27 protein-coding genes and 1 tRNA gene are annotated in these 26,544 nt (G+C 71.1%); 4 read left to right on the top strand and 24 right to left on the bottom strand.

The window, feature by feature from the left end:
* Positions 1 to 44 precede the first annotated feature (44 nt).
* The gene (locus ABFJ78_RS05670) at positions 45 to 506 is read right to left on the bottom strand and encodes a DUF3180 domain-containing protein (RefSeq protein ID WP_436384619.1); all 462 of its coding nucleotides are present in this window, start codon (positions 504 to 506) and stop codon (positions 45 to 47) included.
* A 61-nt stretch (positions 507 to 567) separates the two neighbouring features.
* On the opposite strand from ABFJ78_RS05670, the gene ABFJ78_RS05665 reads away from it, so the two are divergent.
* Complete coding sequence (locus ABFJ78_RS05665; protein WP_436384618.1) at positions 568 to 1,503, top strand: MerR family transcriptional regulator; 936 nt, start codon at positions 568 to 570, stop codon at positions 1,501 to 1,503.
* Positions 1,504 to 1,765: 262 nt separating this feature from the next.
* On the opposite strand, the gene folK is transcribed toward ABFJ78_RS05665, so the two are convergent.
* From folK to dacB, 13 genes are all read right to left on the bottom strand, one after another.
* On the bottom strand, positions 1,766 to 2,257 hold the full coding sequence (gene folK / locus ABFJ78_RS05660; RefSeq protein WP_436384617.1) for a 2-amino-4-hydroxy-6-hydroxymethyldihydropteridine diphosphokinase: 492 nt from the start codon (positions 2,255 to 2,257) through the stop codon (positions 1,766 to 1,768).
* Positions 2,254 to 2,613 (bottom strand): dihydroneopterin aldolase, encoded by a 360-nt coding sequence (gene folB / locus ABFJ78_RS05655; RefSeq protein WP_436384616.1) that lies wholly within the window; start codon positions 2,611 to 2,613, stop codon positions 2,254 to 2,256. The genes folK and folB overlap by 4 nt, the downstream gene beginning before the upstream one ends.
* On the bottom strand, positions 2,606 to 3,412 hold the full coding sequence (gene folP, locus ABFJ78_RS05650; protein ID WP_436385394.1) for a dihydropteroate synthase: 807 nt from the start codon (positions 3,410 to 3,412) through the stop codon (positions 2,606 to 2,608). The genes folB and folP overlap by 8 nt, the downstream gene beginning before the upstream one ends.
* Positions 3,413 to 3,447: 35 nt before the next feature.
* On the bottom strand, positions 3,448 to 4,053 hold the full coding sequence (folE, locus tag ABFJ78_RS05645; protein ID WP_436385393.1) for a GTP cyclohydrolase I FolE: 606 nt from the start codon (positions 4,051 to 4,053) through the stop codon (positions 3,448 to 3,450).
* The gene (gene ftsH, locus ABFJ78_RS05640) at positions 4,031 to 6,439 is read right to left on the bottom strand and encodes an ATP-dependent zinc metalloprotease FtsH (protein ID WP_436384614.1); all 2,409 of its coding nucleotides are present in this window, start codon (positions 6,437 to 6,439) and stop codon (positions 4,031 to 4,033) included. Before ftsH ends, folE begins: the two co-directional genes overlap by 23 nt.
* A gap of 202 nt (positions 6,440 to 6,641) precedes the next feature.
* The gene (locus tag ABFJ78_RS05635) at positions 6,642 to 7,457 is read right to left on the bottom strand and encodes an ESX secretion-associated protein EspG (protein WP_436384613.1); all 816 of its coding nucleotides are present in this window, start codon (positions 7,455 to 7,457) and stop codon (positions 6,642 to 6,644) included.
* 111 nt (positions 7,458 to 7,568) lie between these two features.
* A complete protein-coding gene (locus ABFJ78_RS05630) occupies positions 7,569 to 8,354 on the bottom strand; it encodes an ESX secretion-associated protein EspG (RefSeq protein WP_436384612.1) in 786 nt (261 codons plus the stop codon).
* Positions 8,355 to 8,414: 60 nt separating this feature from the next.
* On the bottom strand, positions 8,415 to 9,788 hold the full coding sequence (locus ABFJ78_RS05625) for a hypothetical protein (protein WP_436384611.1): 1,374 nt from the start codon (positions 9,786 to 9,788) through the stop codon (positions 8,415 to 8,417).
* Between the two features lie 23 nt (positions 9,789 to 9,811).
* Positions 9,812 to 10,177, bottom strand: coding sequence for a hypothetical protein (locus ABFJ78_RS05620; protein WP_364465452.1), 366 nt, complete (start codon positions 10,175 to 10,177; stop codon positions 9,812 to 9,814).
* Between the two features lie 144 nt (positions 10,178 to 10,321).
* Positions 10,322 to 10,873 (bottom strand): hypoxanthine phosphoribosyltransferase, encoded by a 552-nt coding sequence (gene hpt, locus ABFJ78_RS05615; protein ID WP_086671409.1) that lies wholly within the window; start codon positions 10,871 to 10,873, stop codon positions 10,322 to 10,324.
* A 3-nt stretch (positions 10,874 to 10,876) separates the two neighbouring features.
* Positions 10,877 to 11,836 carry a tRNA lysidine(34) synthetase TilS gene (gene tilS, locus ABFJ78_RS05610; RefSeq protein WP_436384609.1) on the bottom strand — a complete coding sequence of 320 codons (960 nt, stop codon included), beginning with the start codon at positions 11,834 to 11,836 and terminating at the stop codon, positions 10,877 to 10,879.
* A complete protein-coding gene (locus tag ABFJ78_RS05605) occupies positions 11,833 to 12,843 on the bottom strand; it encodes a zinc-dependent metalloprotease (protein ID WP_436385392.1) in 1,011 nt (336 codons plus the stop codon). The genes tilS and ABFJ78_RS05605 overlap by 4 nt, the downstream gene beginning before the upstream one ends.
* An 81-nt stretch (positions 12,844 to 12,924) precedes the next feature.
* Complete coding sequence (dacB, locus tag ABFJ78_RS05600; protein WP_436384608.1) at positions 12,925 to 15,255, bottom strand: D-alanyl-D-alanine carboxypeptidase/D-alanyl-D-alanine endopeptidase; 2,331 nt, start codon at positions 15,253 to 15,255, stop codon at positions 12,925 to 12,927.
* A 237-nt stretch (positions 15,256 to 15,492) separates the two neighbouring features.
* On the opposite strand from dacB, the gene ABFJ78_RS05595 reads away from it, so the two are divergent.
* Positions 15,493 to 16,008 carry an inorganic diphosphatase gene (locus tag ABFJ78_RS05595; protein WP_086853343.1) on the top strand — a complete coding sequence of 172 codons (516 nt, stop codon included), beginning with the start codon at positions 15,493 to 15,495 and terminating at the stop codon, positions 16,006 to 16,008.
* Between the two features lie 55 nt (positions 16,009 to 16,063).
* Here ABFJ78_RS05595 and ABFJ78_RS05590 read toward each other — a convergent pair whose 3' ends face one another.
* The 7 genes from ABFJ78_RS05590 to ABFJ78_RS05560 all read right to left on the bottom strand — a co-directional run bounded on the left by ABFJ78_RS05590 (position 16,064) and on the right by ABFJ78_RS05560 (position 22,638).
* Entirely contained in the window at positions 16,064 to 17,716 is a 1,653-nt protein-coding gene (locus tag ABFJ78_RS05590) for an MDR family MFS transporter (protein ID WP_436384607.1), read from the bottom strand.
* Positions 17,717 to 17,879: 163 nt separating this feature from the next.
* Positions 17,880 to 19,148: a serine hydroxymethyltransferase gene (gene glyA / locus ABFJ78_RS05585; protein WP_436384606.1), complete on the bottom strand. Its 1,269-nt coding sequence runs from the start codon at positions 19,146 to 19,148 to the stop codon at positions 17,880 to 17,882.
* Between the two features lie 112 nt (positions 19,149 to 19,260).
* The gene (locus ABFJ78_RS05580; protein WP_436384605.1) at positions 19,261 to 19,665 is read right to left on the bottom strand and encodes a hypothetical protein; all 405 of its coding nucleotides are present in this window, start codon (positions 19,663 to 19,665) and stop codon (positions 19,261 to 19,263) included.
* 1 nt (position 19,666) lies between these two features.
* Positions 19,667 to 20,095 carry a 50S ribosomal protein L11 gene (gene rplK / locus ABFJ78_RS05575; protein ID WP_436384604.1) on the bottom strand — a complete coding sequence of 143 codons (429 nt, stop codon included), beginning with the start codon at positions 20,093 to 20,095 and terminating at the stop codon, positions 19,667 to 19,669.
* 33 nt (positions 20,096 to 20,128) lie between these two features.
* The gene (locus tag ABFJ78_RS05570; protein WP_436384603.1) at positions 20,129 to 20,647 is read right to left on the bottom strand and encodes a gamma carbonic anhydrase family protein; all 519 of its coding nucleotides are present in this window, start codon (positions 20,645 to 20,647) and stop codon (positions 20,129 to 20,131) included.
* A gap of 91 nt (positions 20,648 to 20,738) precedes the next feature.
* Complete coding sequence (locus ABFJ78_RS05565; protein ID WP_436385391.1) at positions 20,739 to 21,944, bottom strand: M14 family metallopeptidase; 1,206 nt, start codon at positions 21,942 to 21,944, stop codon at positions 20,739 to 20,741.
* 106 nt (positions 21,945 to 22,050) lie between these two features.
* Entirely contained in the window at positions 22,051 to 22,638 is a 588-nt protein-coding gene (locus ABFJ78_RS05560; protein ID WP_372669805.1) for a TetR/AcrR family transcriptional regulator, read from the bottom strand.
* 123 nt (positions 22,639 to 22,761) lie between these two features.
* Between ABFJ78_RS05560 and ABFJ78_RS05555 the strand changes: the two genes are divergently transcribed.
* The gene (locus ABFJ78_RS05555) at positions 22,762 to 23,217 is read left to right on the top strand and encodes a GreA/GreB family elongation factor (protein WP_436384601.1); all 456 of its coding nucleotides are present in this window, start codon (positions 22,762 to 22,764) and stop codon (positions 23,215 to 23,217) included.
* 114 nt (positions 23,218 to 23,331) lie between these two features.
* Here the strand turns inward: ABFJ78_RS05555 and ABFJ78_RS05550 are convergent, their stop codons facing one another.
* Positions 23,332 to 24,099 carry a hypothetical protein gene (locus tag ABFJ78_RS05550; RefSeq protein ID WP_436384599.1) on the bottom strand — a complete coding sequence of 256 codons (768 nt, stop codon included), beginning with the start codon at positions 24,097 to 24,099 and terminating at the stop codon, positions 23,332 to 23,334.
* 180 nt (positions 24,100 to 24,279) lie between these two features.
* Positions 24,280 to 24,353, bottom strand: a tRNA-Thr gene (locus tag ABFJ78_RS05545).
* Positions 24,354 to 24,486: 133 nt separating this feature from the next.
* Between ABFJ78_RS05545 and ABFJ78_RS05540 the strand changes: the two genes are divergently transcribed.
* Complete coding sequence (locus ABFJ78_RS05540; protein ID WP_436384597.1) at positions 24,487 to 26,151, top strand: hypothetical protein; 1,665 nt, start codon at positions 24,487 to 24,489, stop codon at positions 26,149 to 26,151.
* A 52-nt stretch (positions 26,152 to 26,203) separates the two neighbouring features.
* On the opposite strand, the gene ABFJ78_RS05535 is transcribed toward ABFJ78_RS05540, so the two are convergent.
* Positions 26,204 to 26,539 carry a hypothetical protein gene (locus tag ABFJ78_RS05535; RefSeq protein ID WP_436384596.1) on the bottom strand — a complete coding sequence of 112 codons (336 nt, stop codon included), beginning with the start codon at positions 26,537 to 26,539 and terminating at the stop codon, positions 26,204 to 26,206.
* Between the last annotated feature and the right edge of the window lie 5 nt (positions 26,540 to 26,544).

Genomic DNA, 26,544 nt, shown 5'->3' with positions numbered 1-26,544 from the left:
CCGAACGAGACCTACTCGGTCCCGCGAGCGGTGGGATTCCAGCGCTAACCGGTCGTCCCGCGGGTGTGCTCCCGGTCTTGGTCACGCGGGGTCCGGCAGCAGTGCTCGAGCCACAAACCCGCTGCTACCAGGGCCGCGGACGACGCGACGCCGACGACGCCGGCCCGCGTGTCGAGCACGGCGGCGACGAGTTCGTCACGTCGCGGGAAAACGTAGGCGAGCGCGGCCAGCCAGGCGCCGCCCATGAACGCTCCGGCGAGTGACGAAGCCTTCGCCAGCGCCACCGATCGGGCGATCCCGATAGCGGCGACGACCCGGCCGTTCTTGATCCGGGAGCGAATGGAGAGCGCGAGCCCGGCCTCGACGGCGGCCAGCACGGCGAACGTGACGCCGGCGAACGTGGGCAGCTGCGGCAGTGAGCCGTACGCGACGACGAAGAGCAGGTAGCCGAGGACCAGGCCGAGCAGCCCGGCCACCACCAGGTCACGGGGCCGGGTGAAGTGCATATTTCCACCGTACCGTGCGAGGCTTGACTCTCCACCGACTGGAGAGTTCATCATGCGTCTTGTGGGCACCACCGCGACTTTCACCATCGGCGAGCTGGCCCGGCGGACCGGCCTGCCGGTCAAAACCATCCGCTTCTACTCGGACGAGGGCCTGCTGCCCCCGACCGAGCGGACGGACGCCGGTTACCGCCTCTACGACGCCGCGGCGATGGCCCGGCTCGAGCTGGTCCGCACCCTGCGCGAGCTGGGGCTGGGCCTCGCCGACGTCTCCGCCGCGCTGACGCAGTCGGCGACGGTCGGCGAGCTGGCGACCCGGCACGTCGAGGCGCTGGACGAGCAGATCCGGCGCCTGCGGCTGCGCCGGGCGGTGCTGCGCGCGGTGGCCAAGCGTGATTCCGAACTGGAGGAAGTGAAACTGATGAACCGTCTCGCGTCGATGTCCGACGAAGAGCGCAAGCGGCTGGTGGACGAGTTCTGGGACGAGATGGTGTCCGGGCTCGAGATCGACTCGCGGTTCTACGAGCGCATGCGCGCAGGCAAGCCCGAACTGCCGGACGACCCGTCGCCCGAGCAGCTGGAGGCGTGGATCGAGTTCGCCGAGCTGGTCCAGGACCCGTCCTTCCGGGCACTGATCCGCGGCATGAGCGAGACCCAGGCGGCGCAGATCAAGGCGGGCGAGTTCCAGCAGCCGGCGGACGCGTGGCAGTCGAACTGGCCGAGCTGGGTCTCACGCGCCGAAGCGGCGGTGGCGGCGGGAGAGTCGCCGACGTCGGAAGCGGGGCAAACGCTTGCGGCCGAGATCGCGGCGGCGACGGCCCGCCCGGACCAGGACCCGGAGTCGCCGGAGTTCCGGAGTGAAATGGCGGACCGGTTCGAGACGAGCGGCGACCCCCGGGCGGAGCGGTACTGGCAGCTGCTGGCGACGATCAACGGCTGGCCCCCGGTCCCGACGGCCCAGCCCGCGGTCCGCTTCATGATCGAGGCGTTGCGCGGCTGAGGCTCGTGGGTGTTCAGGGCGGTCAGAACCGCCCTGAACACTCACGACGAGTCCGGAAGGGGCACTCGCCGACCCGCGACTGCAACTCGGCGATCAGCCGGGCGCGCTCGGTAACGGACCCGCCCGGTGCACCGATAGGCCGTCTTTTCCGGCCGCCGCCCGCTGGGGGACCCCCGGTTTCAACGTTACTCGCGGCGGCCGACAATTCCGGGCCCGCGCACTCGAGTTGTCCACAGGGCCCGGAGTTGTCCACAGCCCGGCGTCAGCGCAGTTCTAGGTCCGTCCGACGGACCGTTGCCACCTCGGCTGACGGCCGGGCCGCCAGCAGCGAAGCGATCGGGCCGTGGCCCGGCAGCACCGCCAACGGCTCGATCTCAACCCACGGCACCAGCACGCTCGCCCTGTCCGGTGTGCCCGGGTGCGGCAGCAGCAGCTCCGGGTCGGCCGACTCGACGCCGTCCACCGTGACCACGTCGACGTCCAGCGTCCGCGGGCCCCAGCGCAGCTCGCGGACCCGGCCCGCCGCCTGCTCGGCCGCCTGGCCCGTGCGTAGCCACGCCCAGTGGTCGCGCGCCGGGTCGTCGACCACGCACACCGCGTTCAGGAAGTCCGGCTGGTCCTCGACGCCCCACGCCTTCGTCTCGTACACGCTCGACACCGCGACCAGCGCCGGCCGCACCGCTTCCAGCGCCAGCCGCAAGAAGCCGAGCCGGTCGCCGAGGTTCGAACCCAGCGACAGCACCGCGCGGCTCATCGGTCGCGCCGGACCGTCACCGCGACGTCGTCGAACGTCAGCGGGATCGGCGCCGAGGGCTTGTGAACCGTCACCTCGACCGCGCTCAGCCGCTCGTCGCGCATCACCTCGTCGGCGATCTTGCCCGCGACGCTCTCGATCAGGTCGTACGGCTCGCCCGCGACGATCCCCGCCGCCAGCTCGGCCAGCTCGCCGTAGTGCAGCGTCTTCGTCAGGTCGTCCGACGCGGCGGCCGGCCCGAGGTCGAGCCAGACCGTGACGTCGACGACGAACTCCTGCCCGTCGCGCTTCTCGTGCTCGAACACGCCGTGGCGGCCGAACACGCGCAGGCCGGTCAGCGTGATCCGGTCAGACATCGGGGGAACCCTTCCACCAAGCGGCGGCCACGGCGACCGCGTCCAGCGACGCCCCGACCTCGTGCACCCGCACGCCCCACGCCCCCGCGGCGGCGGCGAGCGCGGAGATGGCGGCCGTGGCGTCCTCACGGCCGTCCGGCGGCCGCGGTGTGCCGTCCTTTTCGGACAGCAGACGACCGAGAAACCGTTTGCGCGAAGCCCCGACGAGTACCGGGAACCCCAGCGACAGCAACGAATCCAGCCCGCGCAGCAACGCCCAGTCGTGCTCGGCGTTCTTCGCGAAACCCAGCCCCGGATCCAGCACGATCGCGCTCTCGGCGACCCCCGCGGCGAGCGCTTCGTCCACCCGGGACAGCAGCTCGGCCCGCACATCGGCGACAACGTCGTCGTAGGACGCGAGCGCCTGCATGTCCTTGCTGTGCCCGCGCCAGTGCATCAGCACCCACGGCACCCCGCTGTCCGCGGCGACGCGCGCCATGTCCGGATCGGCCAGCCCACCCGAGACGTCGTTGACGATGTGCGCCCCGGCTTCGAGCGCCGCGGCGGCGACGGCCGCGCGGGTCGTGTCGACCGACAGCGCGATCCCTTCGCCGGCGAGGGTCCGGATGACCGGCAGGATGCGCTGCATCTCGGTGTCGGCGTCCACCCGGGCCGCCCCGGGCCGGGTCGACTCGCCGCCGACGTCGATCAGGTCGGCGCCACGCGCCCACATCGCGCGCGCGTGCTCCAGGGCCTGCTCGAGCCCGAGGTAGCGGCCACCGTCCGAAAAGGAATCGGGCGTCACGTTCAGCACGCCCATCACGACGCACCGGCCGGGAGCGGGAAGCCCCACGCTCACCGGCGCGCCCTGATCAGGTCGAGCGCCTCCGCCCGCGACGACGGCGAAGTCTTCAGCTGCCCGCGCACGGCGGAGGTGGTCGTGCGCGCGCCGGGCTTCCGGATGCCGCGCATGGCCATGCAGAGGTGCTCGGCTTCGATCACGACGATGACACCGCGCGGTTCGAGCTTCCGCACGATGGCGTCGGCAACCTGGGAGGTCAGGCGCTCTTGGACCTGCGGGCGCTTGGCGTAGAGGTCGACGAGCCGGGCGAGCTTGGACAGCCCGGTGACCTTCCCGGCAGCGTTGGGGATGTACCCGACGTGCGCGACGCCGTGGAAGGGCACCAGGTGGTGTTCACACTGGCTGAACATCGGGATGTCCGTGACCAGCACGAGTTCCTCGTGGGACTCGTCGAACGTGCGGTCCAGCACCGAGTCCGGCTCGGTGTACAGCCCCGCGAACATCTCGTGGTACGCGCGGGCCACCCGGGCGGGGGTCTCCCTGAGACCGTCCCGCTCCGGGTCTTCGCCGCACGCCAGAAGGAGCTCGCGGATCGCCTTCTCCGCCCGGTCCTGGTCGAAGACCGGGCGGTCGGCGTCACTGGGGCTTTTCGGGTCCATCCACGTCACGTCGTTCTCCCTCGTTCTGCTGGTTGCCCGCCTGGTCGGCGAACCAGCCGTGCTCACGAGGGCGTTCTTCACCACCGGGCCGCCACGACTGGCCCGGCTGACCGCCCGGCGAGGTCGCGGGCGTCCAGCCCGGAGGGGCACCGTAGTTCGGGGGGCCGCTCTGGCCGGGCGGGTAGCTGCCCGGCTGCTGGCCGCCGTACGTCTGCGGCCAGTGCGCCGTCCCGTTGGGGCCACCGTTCGGGCCGCCGTACGGACGGCCGCCGTTCGGGTAGGCGCCCGGCTGCGGCGGGGCGTACGGGTTCGCGTTCGGGTCGGCCGGGGTCGGTGCCGGGTACGGCGGGCCGCCCGGGAGGTCGCCCGCGCCCTGGGCGGTGCCGACCGGGGTCGGCTCCGGCTTCAGGACCGGCTTCTCCTTCTCCGGCGGCGGCCACGGCTCGCCGCGCTCCATCGCCAGCTCGCCCGGGGTCTTGATCGGCGGCTTGTCCGACGGCGTCCGCTCACCGAACTCGTTGAACACGGTGATGTGCGGGCGCTTCTCGACCGTCGCGAAGATCCGCTCCAGGTCCTTGCGGGTCAGCGTCTCCTTCTCCAGGAGCTCGATGACCAGCTCGTCGAGCACGTCGCGGTAGGTGTTGAGCACGTGCCACGCCTCGGTGTGCGCCGTCTCGATGAGCTTGCGCACCTCCTCGTCGATCTCGTGCGCCACCTCGAGCGAGTAGTCCGCCTGCCGGCCTGCCGACCGGCCGAGGAACGGGTCGCCCTGCTCCTGGCCGTACTTGACCGCGCCGAGCCGGGCGCTCATGCCGTACTCGGTGACCATCGCGCGGGCGATCTTCGTCGCCTGCTCGATGTCCGCCGACGCGCCGGTGGTGGGCTCGTGGAAGACGAGCTCCTCCGCCGTGCGGCCGCCCATCGCGAAGACCAGCCGCCCGATCATCTCGGAGCGGGTCATCAGGTCCTTGTCGTCCTCGGGGACGAGCAGCGCGTGCCCGCCCGTGCGGCCGCGCGGCAGGATCGTCAGCTTGTACACCGGCTCGATGTCCGGCATCGCCCACGCGGCGAGCGCGTGCCCGCCCTCGTGGTAGGCCGTGATCTTCTTCTCCTTCTCGGAGATGATCCGGCTCTTGCGGGCGGGGCCGCCGACGACGCGGTCGACGGACTCCTCCAGTGCCGCGTCGGTGATCACGTGCCCGTTCTGGCGGGCGGTGAGGAGCGCGGCCTCGTTCAGCACGTTCGCCAGGTCGGCGCCGGACATGCCGACGGTCCGCTTGGCGAGGCTGCCCAGGTCGGTGCCCTGCGCGATCGGCTTGCCCTTGGCGTGCACCTCGAGGATCGCCTTGCGGCCGCGCAGGTCGGGCGCGGACACCGGGATCTGCCGGTCGAACCGGCCGGGGCGCAGCAGCGCCGGGTCGAGGATGTCGGGCCGGTTGGTGGCCGCGATCAGGATGATGCCGCCACGGGCGTCGAAGCCGTCCATCTCGACGAGCAGTTGGTTCAGGGTCTGCTCGCGCTCGTCGTGGCCGCCGCCGAGGCCGGCGCCGCGCTGGCGGCCGACCGCGTCGATCTCGTCGACGAAGATGATGCACGGCGCGTTCTGCTTGGCCTGTTCGAACAGGTCACGCACACGCGACGCACCGACACCGACGAACATCTCGACGAAGTCCGAGCCGGAGATCGTGTAGAACGGCACGCCCGCCTCGCCGGCGACGGCTCGCGCGAGCAGCGTCTTACCGGTACCGGGCGGCCCGTAGAGCAGCACGCCCTTCGGGATCTTCGCGCCCAGCGCCTGGTAGCGCGCCGGGTTCTGCAGGAAGTCCTTGATCTCGTACAGCTCTTCGACGGCCTCGTCGGCACCCGCGACGTCCCCGAAGGTCGTCTTGGGCATGTCCTTGTTCAGCTGCTTGGCCTTGGACTTGCCGAAGTTGAGGACGCGGTTGCCGCCGCCCTGCGCGTTGTTCATCATCCACATCAGCAGGCCCAGGACCAGGGCCAGCGGGATGGCGAAGATGAGGATCTGCGTCAGCACGCCCTGCTGGGTCACCTTGGTGGTGAACTTGATCGGCTGGCCGCCGTTCTTCGCCGCGATCAACGAGTCGTAGATCGGGCGGGTGGCGTCCGAGGGGTACTGCGAAATGATCTGGGTGACCTGCTGCCCGTCGACGTCGATGGGCTTGGACAGCAGCAGCTTGAGCTGCTGTTCCTTGTCCTCGAGGCTGGCTTCCTTGACGTTGTTCGAGGAGATCTGGGAGTTCGCCACCGAGATGGGTGCCTGGGTGTACCCACGATCACTGTCGAAGATCGTGTTGTACGCGAACAACGCCAGCAACCCCGCGACGATCCACAGCAGTGGGTTCCTGAGCACGCTCTTCCGGTTCATACGACTCGGCCCTGGTGGCCTCGACCCTCCCTGGTTGGGCGGCTCCTGTGATACCCGCCATCACGATCTTGACAACCCGTGGTGCCCGGGCCGCCGTCCCATCAGGGTACCGTCCGCTGCCGCGTTCATCCCCTGTGAGCCTCTCGCAGGTCAACGGGCGATACCGCGCCCGGGTTCCCGCCCGGCGTCCACGCACCTCAAGCTAACGCGTGCCGTCCGACACACTGCTCACCATCTCGCCCAGCCGGGTCCGGAGCGTGGCCGGGTCGGCGGGGGCGACCGTGACCCACTCGCGGCCGTCCGTACCTGCGCGGGAGAGGCTGAGGTAGCGCCCGGTCGCGGTGTCGAACCAGGCCAGCACCCGGGACCGCTGCTTGGCCCCGACCTGCGATCGGCTGTTCGCTGCCAGCTGACCGCCGCGTTGCCGCGGCTGCCCGGAGATCCGGCCGTAGGCCTCCCGCGGGTCGGCCGTGACGCGTTCGCTGAGCGGCGTCCGGCGCGCCCGCCCGCGGTCCTCGCCCGGGTTCGACGGCAGGGAGACGGGCACCCGGATCGGCGCGGTGCGCAGGGCGTCGTCCAGCGGGAGTGTGACCGACGCCTCGCTCCCGCGCGGGCCGGCCGGGAGCACGCCGACGACGGCGGACACCAGGCCGTCCGGTGGGACGTCCCGCAGCCAGATGCCGTCGGCGTCCTGGACCGCGAGGACGCCGAGGGTGTCGTCGGCCGCCGCGAGCACGCCGACGGTGGGCGCCTCGAACTGCGGGATGTGCAGCGCGTCGATGGTCAGCGGGGCGAAGGCCAGCAGCTGCAGGGCGTCCTCGATCGGCGGCGCGAGCCTGCCGCGCGGATCGCGGATGCCGCGGGCCTTCAGCTCGGCGTCGACGCGGTGGCGCAGCGAGACGCGCTCGTCTTCGGTCGCGCCGTGCGACCGGACCAGCAACGGGTACGGCAGCTCGCCGACCTGCGCCGACTCCCAGAGGAAGTCGAACACGAGCGGCGAGAAGAACTCTTGCATCACTACTCTCCCGGATCGGACTCTTGCTCAGCGTAGCCCGCACCACCGACAAAAAGTGACGAGCACGTTCGGAGAAGCCGGAGCCCGATCTTGGCAGAGGCGCCGGAGCGGCCGTCAAACCGTGCTGGTCTGCGCGGCCCCCGCCAGCATCTCGCCCAGCCGGTGGCGCAACGTCGCCGCGTCGGCGGGGGCGATCGTGATCCAGTCACGGCCGTCGCGGCCGCGGCTCGCCTGGGTGAAGTACCGGCCCGTCTCGGTGTCGAACCAGCTCAGCACCGGCGTCCGGGTGCGGCCGCCCACGCGGGACCGCGCGTTGGCCGCGATCTGGCCGCCGCGCAGCCGCGGCTGGGCGTGCAGCTTCGCGAGCGCCTTGCGGTCCTCGTCGGCCGACGCGCGCTCATCGCCGTTGCCGCGGCGGGACAGGAAGTCGACGCCGTGCGCGCCGACCAGCTGCTCCAGCGGGACCGTGACCGACTTCTCCGAACCCCGCGGGGCGCCCGGGAGCAGGGAGACGATCGCGCTCGCCAAGCCGTCCACCGGGCACGGCTGCAGGTGCAGGCCCCGCGTGTCCTGGACCGCCAGCAGGCCCTGGCCGCCCAGCACGCCGGCGATCGCCAGCAGCGGCTCGGCGTCCGGGGCGATCAGCTGGACCGCGTCCAGGCTCAGCTCGGCCTGCGCCAGCACGCCGAAGTAGTCCTCGACGTGCGGTTCCGGCCGGCCGCGGCCGTCGGCGAGCCCGCGCGCGGCCAGCCCTTCCAACGTGCGCCGACGCAGCAGCGACCGCTCGTCCATGGTCTCCCCGTGCGAACGGACGCGCAGCGGGTACGGCAGCTCGCCCAGCCCGGCGGACTCCCACAGGAAGTCCACCTCGACCGGGGTGAGCAGCTCAGCGTTCGGCATCGAGCCACCCCCAAGAGAAACCGGGCCGGGCCCGCCGTCGGCGTGCCCGGCCCGAAAGGATCAGCGGTTCTCGTCGTCCTCGGACCACGCGCCGATCACCGGCGGCGGGGTCGCCTGGTCGGCGCCGAAGGCCGCGTCCGGGTCGGCCTCGATGAGGAACGACGCGTGCGTGTGCTCCTCGTCCTGCTCGCCCTGGGCACCCTGCGGGGCCATGCCGCCCATGCCCGGGTTCATCGGCGGCGGGGTCTGCCCGCCGATGGTGCCCGCCGACGAGACGAGACCCTGCTGCGGCGCCTGGGCCGACGCGGCGCTCTGGCCCTCGGCCGACGCCAGCGACGTGTCGTTCGCCTTCGCGCCCGACTTGCCGCCCTTGCCCAGCGCGCGGGAAGCCAGCGCGCCGAGGCCGCCCGCCGCGCCGCCGATGCCGAGGCCCATGCCGATCTTGCTCAGCGGGTTGCCGCCGCCCTGCTGGCCGGCACCCGTGGTGACGTGGCCCGCGCCGGTGTTCGTGCCCGTGCCGGTGGCCGTGCCGCCCGCGCCGCCGTCGCTGCCGAGCGCCGCCGCGTCGTGGCCGAAGGCGCCGCCGTGGACGCCGTTCGGGCCGACCGCCGCGTGCTGCGCGTCGAACGCGCCGCCGTGGCCGCCGAAGCCCGAGCCGCTCGAGGCGAATACAGCGCCGCCCGCGCCGGACAGGCCCTGGACCGGGCCGGTGCTGCCGACCGAGCTGATGCCGTTGAAGGACACGGAGTTGTGCGAACCGGTCGGCTTCATGCCGAGCGACTCCGGGCCGAAGCTCGGGGTCGAGCTGTCGACCTCGCTCATCGCCTTGGTGTAGGCGTTGAAGAACGCGACCTGCTGCGCCTTGACGTCGTTCGCGGCGTCGGCCTGCGCCTTCTGGTCGGCGATCAGGGCCGCCGGGCCGCCCGCCAGCGCCGCCGCCATGGCCTGCTTGGGGTCGTAGTCCTTGGGGGCCGGCATCTTCTTGACCTCGGCGGCCGCCGAGGCCTGCCGGGCGAGCCGGTCGGACATCGTGTGCGCGGCGTCGGAGGCCTGCGAGCCGGAGTTCGCGATGGCCACCAGCGCGCCCTGCGCACCCGCGGCACCGCGGCCGACCCACGCGTTGCCCAGCTCGGAGATCGCGTTGTACAGGTGGTCGGACGCCTGCTTCAGCTCGGAGCCGTGGTGCGCCCAGGCGTGCCCGGTCGCCTCGGCCGTGCCGGGGTCGTTGTTGTTGACCGCGCCGTTGTAGAGCTGCTGGCTGGCCTGCGCGTTCCAGTTCGGCGGGTTGGCGATCGCGCGGTCGCTGCCCATGTCGAAGCCGCCGGCGCTGCCGCGGGCGTTGTCGACGATGTTCTGCGACGTCGAGTTGTCACCGAGCGGGACGAGCGAGCCCGGGTCGGCCGACGAAGGCTGGTCGCTGTGGTTCGGAGCCATGACTTCGAAATCCCCCTCTGGGCTCAGGCGTTGCGGAACGGGTCGGCCGCGGCCTGGTCGATCTCGTGGTACCGGGACATCGCCGTGACGATGCCCTCCTCGGCGGCGGTGTACTGGTCGAGCAGGTTCTGCAGCGCGGCGGCGTAGGAGTCGTTCCCGCCGTCGGCGCGCTGGACGAACTTGGCCGCCATCGCGTTGCCGACCGGGTTGTCCCCGAGCTTCGGCGGCTGCGCGAGCGTGCCCGCGCCGGCGAGGAGGGCCTCGACGGCGTCCTTGCCGGTGCGGATCTTGTTCAGCACGGTCTGCGCGGCGTCGGGGTCGATCCCGACCTGACCCGCCGCGGCCGCGGCCTTGAAGGCGTTCGCGTCGGCAGCGCTGCTGTTCCCCATCTGAGCTCTCTCCCGTTCCCCCGACCCGGTCACCGCGGGCACGAATGGTCTTCGCATAGGTTAACGCACGTGATCAGAGCGTATGACGCAATCAACGCAGCCGGGGTTCCGCAGATCCGGTGGATGCGGTGAACGGTCGGTGAACTACGCGGTGTACACCTTCGGGTCAAGCGTCCCGATGTACGGCAGGTCCCGGTAGCGCTCGGCGTAGTCGAGGCCGTAGCCGACGACGAACTCGTTCGGGATGTCGAAGCCGATGTACTTCACCGGGACGTCCACCTTGACCGCTTCCGGCTTGCGCAGCAGCGAAACGACCTCGAGCGACGCCGGGTTCCGGCTCGCGAGGTTCTTCAGCAGCCACGACAGCGTCAGGCCCGAGTCGACGATGTCCTCGACGATCAGCACGTCCCGGCCGGCGATGTCCCGGTCGAGGTCCTTGAGGATCCGCACGACGCCGGACGACGACGTCGCCGAGCCGTACGAGGAGACGGCCATGAATTCCAGCTGCGTCGGCAGCGGCAGCGCGCGGGCGAAGTCGGTCATGAACATGACCGCGCCCTTCAGGACACCCACCAGCAGGAGTTCGCCCTGCCCGTTGGCCGGATAGTCGGCGGCGATCTGCGCCGACAGCTCCGTGATCTTGTCCTTGATCTGCTGCTCGGTGACGAGCACGGAGGCGATTTCGCCCTCGTACACGGGTCAGTCCCCTCGTGTGGTGGGTTGGGAGGTGAGGCAGAGCCTGCCATGCGCCCGCCGCGCCTCCAAGTTGCCCGGCAACCACACACCGCCCTGACCACGCCACCGGGCGACGAGGTCGTCGACCGCGCGCAGGTGCTTGTCGGTGAGCTCGCGCACACCCGATTGCAGCAGCCACCTGCGAAGAACCCGCCGGCGCACCGCCGCAGGCTCGGGCGCGAGTGTTGCCGCATCCAGCCCTTCGGGGCCGCCCGCGCGGGTGAAGATCATGTCCGCCAATGTGTCCAGCGCCTCACTGTCCTCACGCAGCTGCGCGGCCGTGCGGGCGAGTGCGCCGGCGACGCCGCCGTTGAGGACGTCCTCCAGCAACGGCAGGACCTCGGTGCGCAACCGGACGCGGGTGAAGCGCGGTTCGGCGTTGTGCGGGTCCTCCCAGGGCTCGACGCCGAGCTCGGCGCAGGCGGCCCGGGTGGTGGCGCGCGGGACGGCGAGCAGCGGACGGCCCCACGGCGGGTCGAACGGGCGCATGCCGGCCATGCTGCGCGGGCCGGAGCCGCGGCCGAGGCCGAGCAGGACGGTTTCCGCCTGGTCGTCGAGGGTGTGGCCGAGCAGGACGAGGTCGTGGCCGGCGAGCGCGCGGTAGCGGGCCTTGCGCGCGGCGGCTTCCGGGCCGCCCGGGCCGGTGACGTCGGTCCGGCGCACCTCGGCTTCGTCGGCGCCCAGCGACTTCGCCGCGGCGGCCGCGTCGAGCGCGATCTTCGCCGACCCCTGCTGCAGGCCGTGGTCGACGACCAGCGCGCGGACGCGGTGGCCGCGGTGGTGCCCGACGTACGCCGTGGCCTCGCACAGCGCGAGGGAGTCGGCACCGCCGGAGACCCCGACACAGATTTCAGGCGGGGCCTCGACCGCCTCCAGGAAGCCCCGGACGGCCCGGCGGACGGCCGCGACCGCCGGCCCGGTCATCCGTGCAGGCGCCGGACCCACGCGGCCGGGTCGGCGATCTCGGCGCGCGAGGGCAAGGTGTTCGGCGAGCGCCAGACGGCGTTGAAGCCCTCCATGCCGACCGCGTCCACGACGTGCTTCGTGAACTTCGCGCCTTCTTCGTACTGGCGGATCTTCGCGTCGACGCCGAGCAGCGCGCGCAGCAGCCGGTCGAAGACGCCGCCGCCCTTGCGCCGGGCGGTGAACCGCGCGCGGATCGTGTCGACGCTCGGGACGACCCGCGGGCCGACGGCGTCCATCACGAAGTCGGCGTGGCCTTCCAGCAGCGTCGAAAGCGCCAGCAGCCGGTCGAAGACCGCGCGTTCCTTCGGCCCCTGGAGCAGCTCGGCGAGGTTCAGCTTCGGCCCCTGCTTGATCGCCTCGGGCAGCCGTCCGACGAGGTCGGCGAGGCTGTCGGAGCCACCGCCCGCGAGCCCGGCGACGAGCCGCTCGACCTCGTCGGCGAAGTAGTCGCGCAGCCAGCGGACCGCGGTGAACTGCAGGCGATGGGTGCACTCGTGCAGGCAGACCCAGAGCCGGAAGTCGCGGCCGGGGACGTCCATCGCCCGCTCGGCGGCGACGACGTTCGGCGCGACGAGCAGCAGCTGCCCTTCCCGGTCCGGGCCGCCGAAGGGGTCGTACTGGCCGAGCACGCGGCTGGCCAGGAAGGCGAGCACGAGCCCGGTCTGCACGCCGGCGCCACCGGCGAGGATCGGCCCGAACGGCCCGCCCTGCCGCGGCAGCGCACGCCCGGTCAGCGCGTCCAGCCCGTTCGCGGCCGAGCGAACCCAGCCGGGGCGGTCGACGACTTCGCCGGGGAGCAGCGGCAGGTCGAGGCCCAGGTTCGTCAGCTCCCGGACGTGCCCTTCGGCTTCGCTGGTCAGCTCACGCAGGTCGGTGACGGCCGCCTCGGCCACTTCACGCGGAACCTGCGGGCCGCCGCGCACGAGCAGCGCGCCCGTCTGCGCGGCGAGCGCCCAGTCGACCATGGGCCGGGTCTCGGTTTCCTGACTCACCCTTCCGACGCTACCTGGCCCGGGTCGGTTTCCGGCCACGATCTTCGTACGGTTCTACGCGCACCCGCACTTGCGCAGGCTCGTCGCGAGGGCGTCGATCGCGTCCCGGCCCGGCTGCTGGTCCGAGCCGTTCGACATGAACGCGAACACCAGCACCCGCCCGTCCTGGTCCAGGACCAGCCCGGCGAGCGTGTTGACGCCGGTCAGCGTGCCCGTCTTCGCCCGCACCCAGCCGCGGCCGGCCTGGGACGCCGGGGTCTCGAACCGCTTGTCCGCGAGGGTGCCCGAGCCGCCCGCCACCGGGAGGCCGGCCAGCATCGCGCGCAGCTTGGCCGTGTTCGGGTTCTTGCCCTCCGGCGCCGCCGCGGCCGCCATCAGCTGGGTCAGCAGCTTCGCCGGGATCTTGTTCTCCGTCGAGATGCCGCTGCCGTCGGACAGCTTGACGCCGGCGGTGTCGAAACCGTGGTCCTTGAGCACCTTGATGGTCGCCGCGGCGCCGCCCGCGAAGGTCGCCTCCTGGCCGGTGGCCAGCGCGACCTGCCGGGCGAGGGCCTCGGCGAGGACGTCGTCGGACAGCTCCATCGTGTCGGCGACCAGCTCGGTCAGCGGGGCCGACTTGACCTCGGCGAGGACCTTCGCGTCCTTCGGCGCGGTCGCCTGGCCGCCCGGCGACGCGCTGAGCTTCGACGCGATCGTCCCCGCCAGCGCGCTGCCCGCGTTGGGCACGCGCTGCGAGTTGTTGTTCCTCGGGTCCTGGCGCCCGGCGTCGGCCATCACCGAGCCGATCTGGGTGGCGAACGTCGACGGCGCGTCACCCGCGGCCCAGCCCGGCGCGGTCGTCGCGCCCTTGAAGAGGCTCAGGTCGACCTGCACCTTCTTGACGTTCGGGTTCGCCTTCTTGACCTGCGCGACGAGGTCGTCGACGTGCGCGGCGCCCGGGTACAGCGGCGACTCGGTGCCCAGCGGCAGCGCGGTCAGGGTGACGTCACCGCCGCCGACCAGGATCACCGTGCCCGGGTCGGCGCCTTGGACGATCTTCGTCGACAGCCGCGTGTTCGGGTCCATCGCCAGCAGCGCGGCCGCGGTCGTGAGCACCTTCGTCGTCGACGCGGGGGTCACCGCGGTCGACGCGCTGTGGTCCCACAGCGTCGTGCCGGTCACCGGGTCGACGACGCTGCCGTTGAGCTGCCCCAGCGCGCTGTTGCCGGCCGCGGCGGCCAGCGCCGACTTGACGCCGTTCGCCGTCGGCGCCTGTCCCGAGGTGTTGGGTCCCTGCAACTGGCGCGTGGCGGCGGCCGGGTCGGGGCTGTCGCCCTTCGGCGCGTTCGGCGCCCACGGCAGGCCGAGCCGGTTCGACACCTTCGGCATCGCCGCGGCGACCCCGCCGCCGGCCAGCAGCAGCACGACGACCGCGACGATGGCGATGATCTTGCCCTTGCGGCGCTTCTTCGGCGGCTCCTCGGCGGCCGCGGGCTCGGCCGGGGGCGGCGGAGGCTCCGCGGGCGGCTCGTTGCGAGGCTGGGGCTGCTGCTGGAAGGCGCCGGGGAACTGGGTGGGCCGTTCGATCCCGACGGTCGCCTCGGCGTCGAACCGCTGCCCGTCCGGCTCGATCCGCTGCGGCCGGGCCAGCGAGCCGGCGGACGCCGACGGGACGACCCCACGCGGCGGTTCCGGCGGCAGGCCGGGACGCCGTTCGGCAGGCTCGGCCGTGCGCTCCGGCACGTCGATGCGCTGCGCCCAGGGCGCGTCGGCTCGCTGCTGAGGCTCCTGGCGGCGCGTCTCCGCACGCTTCAGCTGCTCTTCGCGACGCTGCTGCTCCTCGCGCCAGAGCTGGAGCTCTTCGCGCCACGGCTGCGCCTCGGGCTTCTCGGCCTGCGGCTCGTCGTGACGCTCCTGCTGCTCGGCGGGCCAGACGTTGCGCTCCACCGGCACGATCGGCGTCTTCCGCGGCGCCATCTGCTGGGTGCTCTGGGGGTCCGCGGACTTCGGCTCGGCCTGGATGTACTGGGTGCTCTCGGCCTGCTTGACGTCGATGTACTGGGTGCTCTCCGCGACCGGCGCCGGCGCGGCCTCGGCCGGCTTGGGCTCCGGCTTCGGCTTCGATTCGCGGGACCCCAGCCGGTCGGCGAGGTCCTGCTTCGCCGGGGGCGGCGAGGGTGGCGGCTCCTCCGCGGGCGCGTTCAGGCCCGGGACCGGTTCGGGCGCGACGTTCGGCGCGAACCACGATCCCTTCGGCGCCTCACTGCCTGTGACCTTCGGCACGCCGGGCCCGTCCGGAGCGCTCGCCGGCGGGTCGGGCAGCGCCATCGGCGTGGTCTCCCGCGCACCGGACGACGAGCCGTCTTCGTCCGACGACGGCCACATCGGCTGGTCGTTTTCCGGCACCCACCACTCCTTCTCACCTGCCCCGGAAGGGGCCAAGCTCACATGCCTCCGGGCCGACATCGATGCGACCCGGACGCAGGCCGTAGTCCACACTAGGAGACGTCAAGACAGTCATGAAGGTTGCCGCCCGCGACGCGTGGCTGTGACATTCGGGGCTCCGCCCCGGCCGGGGGCTTCGCCACCCGGACCCCCGCAGTACAAGTGCCCGGGACCTATGAAGAAGCAGTGAGGACAGGCGTGGAGTTCGACGTCACGATCGAAATCCCCAAAGGGGAGCGCAACAAGTACGAGGTCGACCACAAGACCGGCCGCATCAAGCTGGACCGGACCCTGTTCACGGCCACGCAGTACCCGGCCGACTACGGCTTCATCGACGACACCCTCGGCCAGGACGGCGACCCGCTGGACGTGCTCGTCCTCGTGCAGGAGCCGACGTTCCCGGGCTGCCTGATCCGCTGCCGCGCGATCGGCATGTTCCGGATGACCGACGAGAAGGGCCCGGACGACAAGGTCCTCGCCGTCCCGACGAACGACCCGCGCCTGGAGCACCTGCGCGACATCCACCACCTGAACGAGTTCCACAAGCTCGAGATCCAGCACTTCTTCGAGGTCTACAAGGACCTCGAGCCCGGCAAGAGCGTCGAAGGCTCGTCCTGGGTCGGCCGCGCCGAGGCCGAGAACGAGATCGCCCGCTCGTACGAGCGCGAGACCGACCGCCTGGCCAAGGAAGAGGCCAACGGGACCGGTCACTGAGACCGCACGTGAAAGAGGCCCCCTCGGGATTCCCGAGGGGGCCTCTTTCACGCGGTCAGTGCGCCAGGGCGAGGGCCGGAGCGTCCGCCTCGGCTTCCGCGCGCTGCTCCATCGCCGACTTGTCCGAGAGCGGCTTCTCCTTGAGGAACCACACCAGGGCGAACCCGACGGTCAGCACGATCCCGCCGACCAGGAACACCGTGCTCATCGACTCGGCGAAGCCCTGCAGGATCGGCCGGGCCAGCGTCGGGTCGAGCGTGGACAGGAACGACGTGTCGTTGACGTCCAGACCGCTCTGCATCTGCTTCGCGAACTCCGGGTGCTGCGCCAGCGCCGTCACATAGGCCGGCTGGGTCATCGCCGAGCGGATGGCGTTCGCGATCCGGTCGCCGACCGTGCCGAACAGGATCGAGAGGAACACCGCGGTGCCCGCCGTGCCGCCGATCTGCCGGAAGAACGTCGCCGCCGAGGTGGCGACGCCGATGTCCTGCGGGCGGACGTCGTTGGTCGCGGCCAGCACCAGCGTCTGCATCGAGGCGCCGAGGCCGAGGCCGATCACGAAGGCGATGATCATGACCAGCGCGAGCGAGCTGTCGACGGTGATCGTGGACAGCGCGAACAGCGCCGCCGCCATCAGGCCGATCCCGGCCACCGCGAACATCTTGTAGCGCCCGGTCTTCGAGATCAGCCGGCCACTGGTCAGGCTCGCGGACATGATGCCCAGCGTCAGCGGGAGCATCTGCAGGCCGGCCTGGGTCGGCGTCGCGCCCTTGACGATCTGCAGGTACAGCGGCAGCGACATCATCGCGCCGAACATCCCCGCGCCCTGCACGACCGTGACGAGCGTCGACATCCGGAACACCGGGCGCCTGAACAGGCGCAGCGGCAGCAGGGCGGCGTCGCCCATCCGGCGTTCGATCCAGACGAAGGCGGTCACGCCCAGCGCGCCGACGACGTACATGGCGATCGAAGCGGCGGAGCCCCAGCCCCACTCGCGGCCCTGCTCGGCGACGATCAGCAGCGGCACCAGGCCGGTGGCCAGCGCGACGGCACCCCAGTAGTCGACCTTCTGGTCCACGCGGGTGTGCGGCAGGTTCAGCACCTTGGTGACGACGACCAGCGCGGCGAGCGCGATCGGGACGTTGACCAGGAAGACCCAGCGCCAGCCGGTGATGCCGGCGAAGGTGTCGATGCCGGCGAAGAAGCCGCCGACGACCGGCCCGGCGACGCTCGAGATGCCGAACACCGCCATGAAGTAGCCCTGGTACTTGCTGCGCTCACGCGGCGCGGTGATGTCGGTGATGATCGCCAGGGCGAGGGACATCAGGCCACCGGCGCCGAGGCCCTGGAAGGCGCGGAACGCGGCCAGCTCGTACATCGACGTCGCCATGCCGCTGGCCAGCGAGCCGACCAGGAACAGCGAGATCGCCGTCAGGTACATGGGCTTGCGGCCGTAGAGGTCGGACAGCTTGCCGTACAGCGGCGTCGAGAGCGTCGCGGTGATGAGGTACGCGGTGGTGGCCCAGGCCTGCAGGGACAGGCCGTGCAGCTCGTCGGCGATGGTGCGCATCGAGCTCGAGACGATCGTCTGGTCGAGCGCCGCGAGGAACATGCCGAGCATCAGCCCGGACAGGACGGTCAGGATCTGGCGGTGGGACAGTTTGCCGTTCGTAGCGGCTGCTCCTTCCGCCGTGGTGGTGTCGCTCATGGTGGGTCTCCCTCAGCCTTCGTCGTAGTTGCTTGTATCCGTCAACTACTTGTCTCGACCAAGTATTCCCAGAGAGCTTGCATCGTGCAATCAAATTTCTGGTGACCCCGGACACGCCGAGGGCGGCACTTTCACGTGAAAGTGCCGCCCTCGGGGAGGTGGGTCAGGCGGAGTAGCCCGGGATGGGGAACGGCGCCAGGAACTCGCGGATCTCCGCGGCGATCGTGTCCAGGGCGGAGTCGTCGGCCGCGGCCGCGGCGGTGATCGTGCGATCGATCCACGCCGCTACCTCGACTTGGTGCTCCGGCCGGAGGCCGCGGGTGGTGATCGCGGACGTGCCGAGCCGGATGCCCGAGGGGTCGAACGGCTTGCGGGGGTCGAACGGCACCGTGTTGTAGTTCAGCTCGATACCCGCGCGGTCCAGCGCCTGCGCGGCCGGCTTGCCCGCGACCCCCTTGTTCGTCAGGTCGATCAGCAGCAGGTGGTTGTCGGTGCCGCCGGACACGAGGTCGTACCCGCAGGCGAGCAGGGCGTCGGCCAGCGCGCGGGCGTTCGCGACGATCCGGTGCGCGTACTCGCTGAACGACGGCTGCTGCGCTTCGCCGAGCGCGACGGCGATCGCCGCGGTCGTGTGGTTGTGCGGACCGCCCTGCAGCCCCGGGAACACCGCCTTGTCGACGGCCTTCGCGTGGTCGGCGTCGGACAGGATCATCGCGCCACGCGGGCCGCGCAGCGTCTTGTGCGTGGTCGTCGTGATGACCTGCGCGTGCCCGACCGGCGACGGGTGCGCGCCGCCCGCGACGAGGCCGGCGATGTGCGCGATGTCGGCGACGAGCACCGCGTCCACCTCGCGCGCGATCTCGGCGAACGCCGGGAAGTCGATCGTGCGCGGGATCGCCGTGCCGCCGGCGAAGATCAGCTTCGGCCGGTGCTGACGGGCGAGGTCGCGGACCTGGTCGAGGTCGACGCGGCCGGTCTCTTTGGCGACGCCGTAGCGCACCGGGTTGAACCACTTGCCGGTCGCGGAGACGCTCCAGCCGTGCGTGAGGTGCCCGCCGTCCGGCAGGGCCATGCCGAGCACGGTGTCGCCGGGCTGCGCGAACGCCAGGTACACGGCCAGGTTCGCCGGCGACCCGGAGTACGGCTGGACGTTCGCGTGGTCGGCGCCGAACACGGCCTTCGCCCGCTCGATGGCCAGCTGCTCGACCTGGTCGATGAACTGCTGGCCCTCGTAGTAGCGCTTGCCCGCGTACCCCTCGGAGTACTTGTTCGTGAGCACGGTGCCGGTCGCCTCGAGCACGGCCTGCGAGACGTAGTTCTCCGACGCGATCAGGCGGATCTTGTCGTGCTGGCGCTTCGCCTCGTCCTCGACGAGCCCGGCGATGGCGGGGTCGGCGGCGGCGAGTGCGGTCAGTTTCGGCTGGTGTGTCATGGCGTACTCCGGCTCTGGAGTGGCCTTCACCCAGGCGCGCGGTGCCGGCCTCGTCGTCGCTTCCCGGTGGTGCTCCACCTCGATGGCGCCAGTCGCTGCTGCGCGTAAGAGCCTAGTCCACCGCACTCGAAGACCGGCGGTGTTCGGCGCACCACTTGCGGGTGCACCCCGAAGTGCGGTCGCAGAACGGCCGCGCGCAGGTCGCGCAGCGCTTCACCCGCCGCCAGCCGCCGACCGTAACGAGTTCGGCGAGGCCCGCGGCGCCGGCCGCCAGCTCGCTCTCGCTCACCAGCGACGTCACGTAGACGATCCGCCACGCCGCGCCCGTGTCGACGAGCCGCGGCCGCGCCCCGGCCTCCGCCAGCACGGCGTTGAGGCGGCGCGCGGCCGCGTGTTCGTCGGGCAGCTGGGCGACGATCGCGCTCAACTCCGGATTTGCCTTGCGCAGCAACCGTTCCGCCACCCCGAGCTCGGGGTCCAGCGCGTGGAACGGCGGCACGACCGCGTGCTTGCGCACGTCAGTCGACGACCACGACGCCCATGGACCGGGCCGTGCCCGCGATCGTGCGCATCGCCATCTCGACGTCCGAGGTGTTGAGGTCCGGCAGCTTCCGCTGGGCGATCTCGCGCAGCTGGTCCTTCGTCAGCTTGCCCGCGACCTCGTGGCCCGGCCGCGCGGAACCCTTGTCCCCCAACGCCTTCTTGATCAGGAACGACGTCGGCGGCGTCTTCAGCCGCAGCTCGAACGAGCGGTCCTCGAACACCGAGACGACGACGGGCACGATGTCGCCGCGCTGGGCCGCCGTCGCCGCGTCGTAGGCCTTCTTGATCTCGACGAGGTTGACCCCGGTCTGCCCCAGCATCTTGCCGAGGTCGACGACCGGGGCGTTGCCCGCGGTGAGTTCCAGGGTGACCTGGTGGGTGAGTTTCTTCGTCTTCGGAGCCATGCCCCGAAGCTAGAGTCTCCAGTTACTGGAGAGTCAAAGCTGTTTTGTTCCCGCGCGGTGCCGGCGCGCCAGCTCCTGGTAGATCGCCGCGTTGTGCTCGACCCACATCCGCGCCGAATCGGTCAGCGGGACGAACTTCTTCGCCGGGCTGCCCATCGCGATGACCTCCTCCGGCACCTCCGTCGACGGCGTGACCGTCGCCCCGGCCGCGACCAGCGCCCGCGCGCCGATCTTCGCCTTGTCGAGCACCGTCGAGCCGTTGCCGATCAGCGCCTGCTCCCCGATCGTGCAGTCGTGCACCAGGCACTGGTGGCCCACGGTGACGTTCTTGCCGACCTCGCAGACACCGTCGTTGACGTGGATCACCGAGTTGTCCTGGATGTTGGCGCCCTCCCGGATGACGATCCGGCCGAAGTCGGCCCGGATCACCGCGCCGAACCAGACCGAGGCGTCCTTTTCCACGACGACGTCGCCGATGAGGGTGGCGGTGGGGGCGATCCAGGCGTCCGGGTGGACCTGCGGGCTGAGCCCTTCGAACGAGAACAGAGGCATGCCCAGACCCTAAACCGCCCCCGCCTGTGACATCCGAGGCTTCGCCTCGGGCCGGGGGCTCCGCCACCCGGAACCCCCGGAAAGCACGGGGTCAGCCGGTGATAGCCGCGTTGATCAGGATGTCCACGGCCTGGTCGTTGCGGGTCGTCTGCGGAACGATCTGGGTGTCGCGCGGGTAGAAGCCGGGGCTGCTGCCCTTCGGGTACATCTCGAAGGTGAAGCTCCAGATCTTGTGCGTCGCCCACATCCAGTCGTTGACGCTGCCGTCGGTGATGTAGAGGTCGCTGGACTGCTGCGGCGTGTAGCCGTTGGTCGCGGCCATCTGCTTCCCGAGGTTCTCGAACTTCGTCGCCTCGGCGGCGGTGAGCCCGGGCGCGGTCCGGTCGTAGGTGTAGCCGAACGGCCAGAGCACCAGCTCGGAGTAGGTGTGGAAGTCGATGTGCGTCTTGATCTGCTGGGCGCCGCCGACCACGCGCGAGTTCACCCAGTTCGAGACGGCGCGGGTCTCGGGCGCGGAGAACGCCGCCGTGCCGCGGTAGGTCTCACTGGACGTCGAGCCCGACGAGCCGCCGCAGCAGCCCCACTTGTAGCCCCAGTTGCGGTTGGTGTCGGTGCCGGGGCCCTGGCGGTTCTTGCGCCAGCTGTGGAAGGTGCCGCCGGAGATGTCGTACTCGGAGCCGTCCGGGTTGACGCTCGGGACCACCCAGATCTCGGCGCTGTCGACCAGCCGCTTGATCGCGCTGTTCGTGGCGTACCCGCTGGTCAGCCGCTGCACGATGTGCAGGCACATCTCGGTCGTGAGGTGCTCGCGCGCGTGCTGGTTGCAGGTGAAGAGCACCTCGGGCTCGTTCTCGTCGGTCGCGGCGTTGTCGGAGATCTTGATCAGCGAAAGAGCGCGGCCTTCGTACGACGTCCCGGCGCTGCCCAGCTTGGTCAGCGACGGGTGGTTCGCGACGGCTTTCTGCAGCTCGGTCTGCGTTTCGGCGTAGGTGTGGTAGCCGGTGTAGCCGGCCGGGAAGTCCTCGACGGTCGCCGTGGCCTGCGGCCGGTTGACCACGCCGAGCGCCTTGACACCGAAGCCGAGTGCGCGCAGCTGGGCGGCTTCGCCCGGGTTGGCGATGACCGTCGTCGTGCCGTTCGTGCTGTCGAGGATGTCGGCGCCGGTCCGCGCGACCTCGGTGCGCTGCTGGGCCGTGCCGGTGCCGGTCACCTCGTAGACCTGCGGTCCGCTGGGCTGGGCACCGGCCACGCCGCCGGTGGTGGTGAGCATCAAGAGGGCGGCCGCGGCCGCCGCCAGGCATGTTCGTGGGCGCATCACGTCTCCTGCTCTCGGGGGTTCCCCGAGATTGGCCGGAGCCGGACGTACCGCACAATCCGTACGTCTACGGATCTAAAGGGCGTTGCTAGCCGTAGTTGGCGAAGCAGAGCGCCTCGATGTCGCCGCGCAGTGCGGCGAACGGCCGCGGGCGCACCCGCTGCTGGACGACCGTGCCGAGCAGGTACGACAGGAGCGCGCGGGCCCGGGCCCGCGGGTCGTCGACGTCGAGCGGGGCGAGCAGCTCGGCCAGCAGCTCGGTGAGCGACGTGAGCATGGCGTCGATGGCCTGCGGGTGCTGCGCCCGGCCGGCGGCGATCCAGTACTCGAACCAGAGGAACGCCGCGTTGGGGTTGGCGGCGAAGACGCTCAGGTACTCCTCGAGGACGGCGAAGAGGCGCGTACGCGGGTCGTCGTGCTTCGCGGCGACTTCGCGCAGCCCCGCGGCGAAGGCGGTGATGTGCGCGGCCATGGCGCGGTCGATGAGGACGTCGATGTCGGCGAAGTAGTAGTGGATCGCGCTCTTGGTGAGCGGCCCGGCGTCGGCGATGGCCCGGACGGTGCACCCGGCGAGCCCGTCGCGGGCGAGGACGATCCGCGCGGCCTCGACGATCTGCTCCTGCTTGGCCAGCTGGTTCGGGGAGAGCCGGTCGCTGCGACCGGGGACTGCGCTCACGGTGATTCTCGTTACCTTCTGACTGGACGGCAGCCCCGAATCCTAGGGCAGACGTCCCGTGGGTGGCCTGCGGGTGAAAAACCGGATTGGCCACCCCGCTCCGCGCAGCGGACAATGCCCGGCATGGTGATCTCAGGGGACAAGGGGCTCAGCTCGGCAGCGCGCAGCCAGCTGGAGAAGGAAATCGCGAACCTGCGCGCGCAGCGGGAAGCCCTCGCGCCGCAACCCGGCGAGCAGGAGCGCACGGGTGACGCGGCGGACCAGGCGGACGTGATCGACCGCGCGGAGGCGGCGGCCCGGCTCGACCGCCAGATCGCGGACCTGGCCGCGAAGATGGAGCACGGCGGCTACGGCAACGCGCAGCTCCCCGACGGCACAGTGGTGACGCTCCGCTTCTCGGACGGAGACGAAGAGACGTTCCAGGTGGTGACGGTCCCGGGCGAAGACGCGGACGCGATCACCTCGGACAGCCCCCTGGGCCTGGCCCTGGTGGGAGCCAAGGCGGGCGACGAGATCACCTACCGAACCCCCCGAGGCGACGCCAAGGCCACCGTGGTGAAGGTGACCGCCCCGAAGTAACCCCCTGTTCGCGCGAAGGGCTCCCAGTTCGTGAGCTGGGAGCCCTCGCCAAGTCGTCATCGCGAACCCGCTTCGTATGGGTGACTTCGAGGAACGCGCTGCCGCAGCCCGGAACTACTTTTCGGTCAGCTTCTTGGCGTGTGCGAGGTTGACGAACTTCGTGTAGGCCGCCATGACATCCGTGTGAGCAGCCGACAGCTCATCAATGGCTTCCTGCCAGCGCTCCGGAGCCTTCCATTCCCACTCGGGCGGCACTCCGAACGGCGTGTGGTCGTCTGCCAGCGACCCCGAGCGGTCGAGCTGGAAGTAGTTCGATACCGCCGCGTTGCTGACGCGCTGCACAGCTTCGCGAAGCTGGGAGAAGCGCCGGGCCAGGTCCTGGTCGTGGTAGTTCGTGAGATCGTTGTTCCACTTGTCGACTTGGCTGAAGAGGGCCCGCATCTGCCCGCTACGCACCCTGTCGACCAGGTAATCGTTTTTGAACCAGTTGTAGAGACGCGTGCCGAAGCCGAAGTCCGACCAGAACTCGTCGAACCTAGCCTGGTCTTGGGGAGAGGGCGAGCGTTCCAGCTCAGCGATCTTTCGTTCGTGGAGTTCCCTGAGTTCCTCGACGCGAGACCGGAACCGCAGTTCCTGCTCGTCGAGTTGGCGATCACGCATACGGACCTGGGCCACAACTCGCAACCACCGGTTCACCACGGCCACGACCGCGAGGAAGAGCGAGGCCGCCACCAGCACCAACAGCGCCGGCCGGTCGCGGACCCACCGCAAGAGGCTTTCGTTCGTGAGCAAGACAAGCACACCGGCGACGTCGGCGACAGCCCCGACCAGTACCAGCGCCGAAGACTCCAACGCCTTGGAAACCGGTCCCTGCTCGTCCATTCGACCCACCTATCGGTCCACCGCTGGCTGTAGTCCCTATCAAGGGCGCAACTGCCCCCTCACCGGGTGAACTTCCGGAACTTTCTACGCTGCCACTGCGGCGGCGCAGCCACTCACTTAGTCACCCACCAGACGAGTCAGGCCCCACCCGAGGTGTCTCGGATGGGGCCTGACCTGCGGAGCCGCCTGGGGGAATCGAACCCCCGACCTATTCATTACGAGTGAATCGCTCTGGCCGACTGAGCTAAGGCGGCATGTCTCCGGCTCGCGCTGGCGACGATAGCAAGTGTAGCGGAGGCTGTGCGCGTCACTTTCCGGGGGGACTGTCGTTAGGGCCCTATGACGTCGGTCTCACTCCCCGGTCGACCTATCTGGAGGCTCTGGCACATGCGGCGAAGACTGCCCCGTTCGGTGGCGCTGCCGGCGGCTGCTGCGTTGCTCCTGTTCAGCGCTGCGCCGGCGAACGCCGATCCGACCTATCCGACCACGCCGATCCCGCAGCCGGCGAATCCGGGGCAGGCGCCGATCTCGGCGCCGGTCGGGCCGCAGCCGCTGGGGCGGGCCGTCGGGGATGCCGGGACCGCGCTCGGGATCATCCGGTTGCTGCCCAACGCCGTGCCGACGAGCACGATCCTGCCGGGGTTCGGGGACACCTTGCCGAAGCAGTCGGCGCTCGAGGCGGGGATGGGCCTGTCGAGCGCGTCGGCGAACTCGGACGCCTACCTGAGCTACGAGAAGGCGATCGCGCAGGCGTCGCCGTTCGGGTTGTCGATCGGCGGGAACGCGCCGCAGACGCCGGGCAGCGTCGTGCAGACCGCCTTGCCCGACAACCCGCAGCCGATCAGCGGGGGGCTCAACGCGCCGTCGAACCCGCTGCTCAACGTGGGGCTGCTGAACGGCAGCGCGCACGCGCGGTGGAGCCCGACGCTCGGGCCGTGCGTCGACACCATCGCGGACGCCAGCACGTCGGTGGCGAGCCTGTCGCTGCTGAACGTCATCCCGTCGATGCCGAACCTGGGCCTGGACGCGCTGAAGCCGAAGCTCGACCCGAGCTCGCTGGCCAGCGGGTTCGACCTGACGAAGGGCCTGCAGAGCCTGGGCGGCCTGCTGCAGGGCGGCGGGCAGACGGCGAAGGACGGCACCGGCTCGCTGCTGAGCCTGCCGAACACGCTGTCGTCGCGGTCGCAGGTGAAGCTGGTCGACGTGCCGGGCTCGAAGAACAAGGCCGTGCAGTCGACGTCGACGCTGCAGGCCGCGGACATCGAGATCCTCAAGGGCACGCCGCTGGCGCTGAGCATCAAGGTGGCCAGCCAGCCGACGCTGAAGGTGACGTCCACCGGTGACGCGAAGACGTCCAAAGTGGAGTACGCCGCGCCGGTGCTGACCATCGCGGCGGGCGGCAAGACGCTCTACACGCTCGACGCGGCGCACCCGACGAAGGACATCCCGATCGGGCTGCCGCTGAAGGGCCTGAGCGACCAGTTCGGGCAGGTGAACGACATCCCGGTGGTCGGCGGGCTGGTCTCGACGCTGACCAAGGGCATCCAGCAGGTCGGCAACACCGCCGGCACGGTGCTGGACCTGGGCGTGCTGCGGCTGAGCATCGCCGGGCTGGACCAGAAGTCGGCGCAGATGACCACGCCGTTCAAGGGCTTCCAGCTGGGCGCCTCGGCCCGGTTGTTCGACCTGCAGCTGCTGCCGACGACGAAGCTGAAGAGCCTGCTGCCGGACGACCAGGCGAAGAACCTGCCGTCGTCGCTGGCCCAGCTGTCGCTGGGCGAGCAGGTCGCGCGGGCCTACGCGCCGACCGGCGGCGTCGTCTGCGGGTCGACGTCGACGCCGCCCGCGGGCGGTCAGGCGCCGAAGGGCCCGGTGAAGAACCTCGCCTACACCGGCGGCGCGTACGACACCGTGCCGCTGTTCTGGACGGGCACGGCGATGCTGCTGCTCGGCGTGGTGATGGTGGCCGCGATGCCGGGCACGCGCCGGCGGCCGCTGGCGGTCGCGATCGAGGAGAAGCCGTTCAAGCCGTCACCGCGGCCGCGCGAGTGACCCGAGGGGTGTGAAGGAGCCCGCCAGGTGCGCCTGGCGGGCTCCTTCGTCTTCAGCTGCCGAGGGCCGTCATGACCTTGCGCACGGCTTCCACAACCGGGGCGCCGACCTGGCCGACCATCATCGCGACACCGGAGACGGCGCCGAGCGCGCGCCGCAGCCGGGCCGGTTCCGGTCGGGGCGCCTGGAGGGTGGCCAGCGACTCGTCGACGACCTGGCGGTCGGTGCCGGTCACCTGGGGGCGCAACGCCTGAACGGCGGCGAGCAGTTCCCGGAACGCCGCCTGCTGGTCGACGGGGCCGTGGTGGACGATCTTGCCGATGCCCTGGTCGTGCACTTCGAACTTGTCGCCGCCGACCTGGTCGCCGTAGTAGTGGGTACCACTCATCAGCC

The organism is Amycolatopsis sp. MEPSY49 (assembly GCF_051337345.1).
In the GTDB taxonomy this organism is placed as follows: Bacteria; Actinomycetota; Actinomycetes; order Mycobacteriales; family Pseudonocardiaceae; genus Amycolatopsis.
This window is presented reverse-complemented; position numbering and strand designations above follow the sequence as displayed.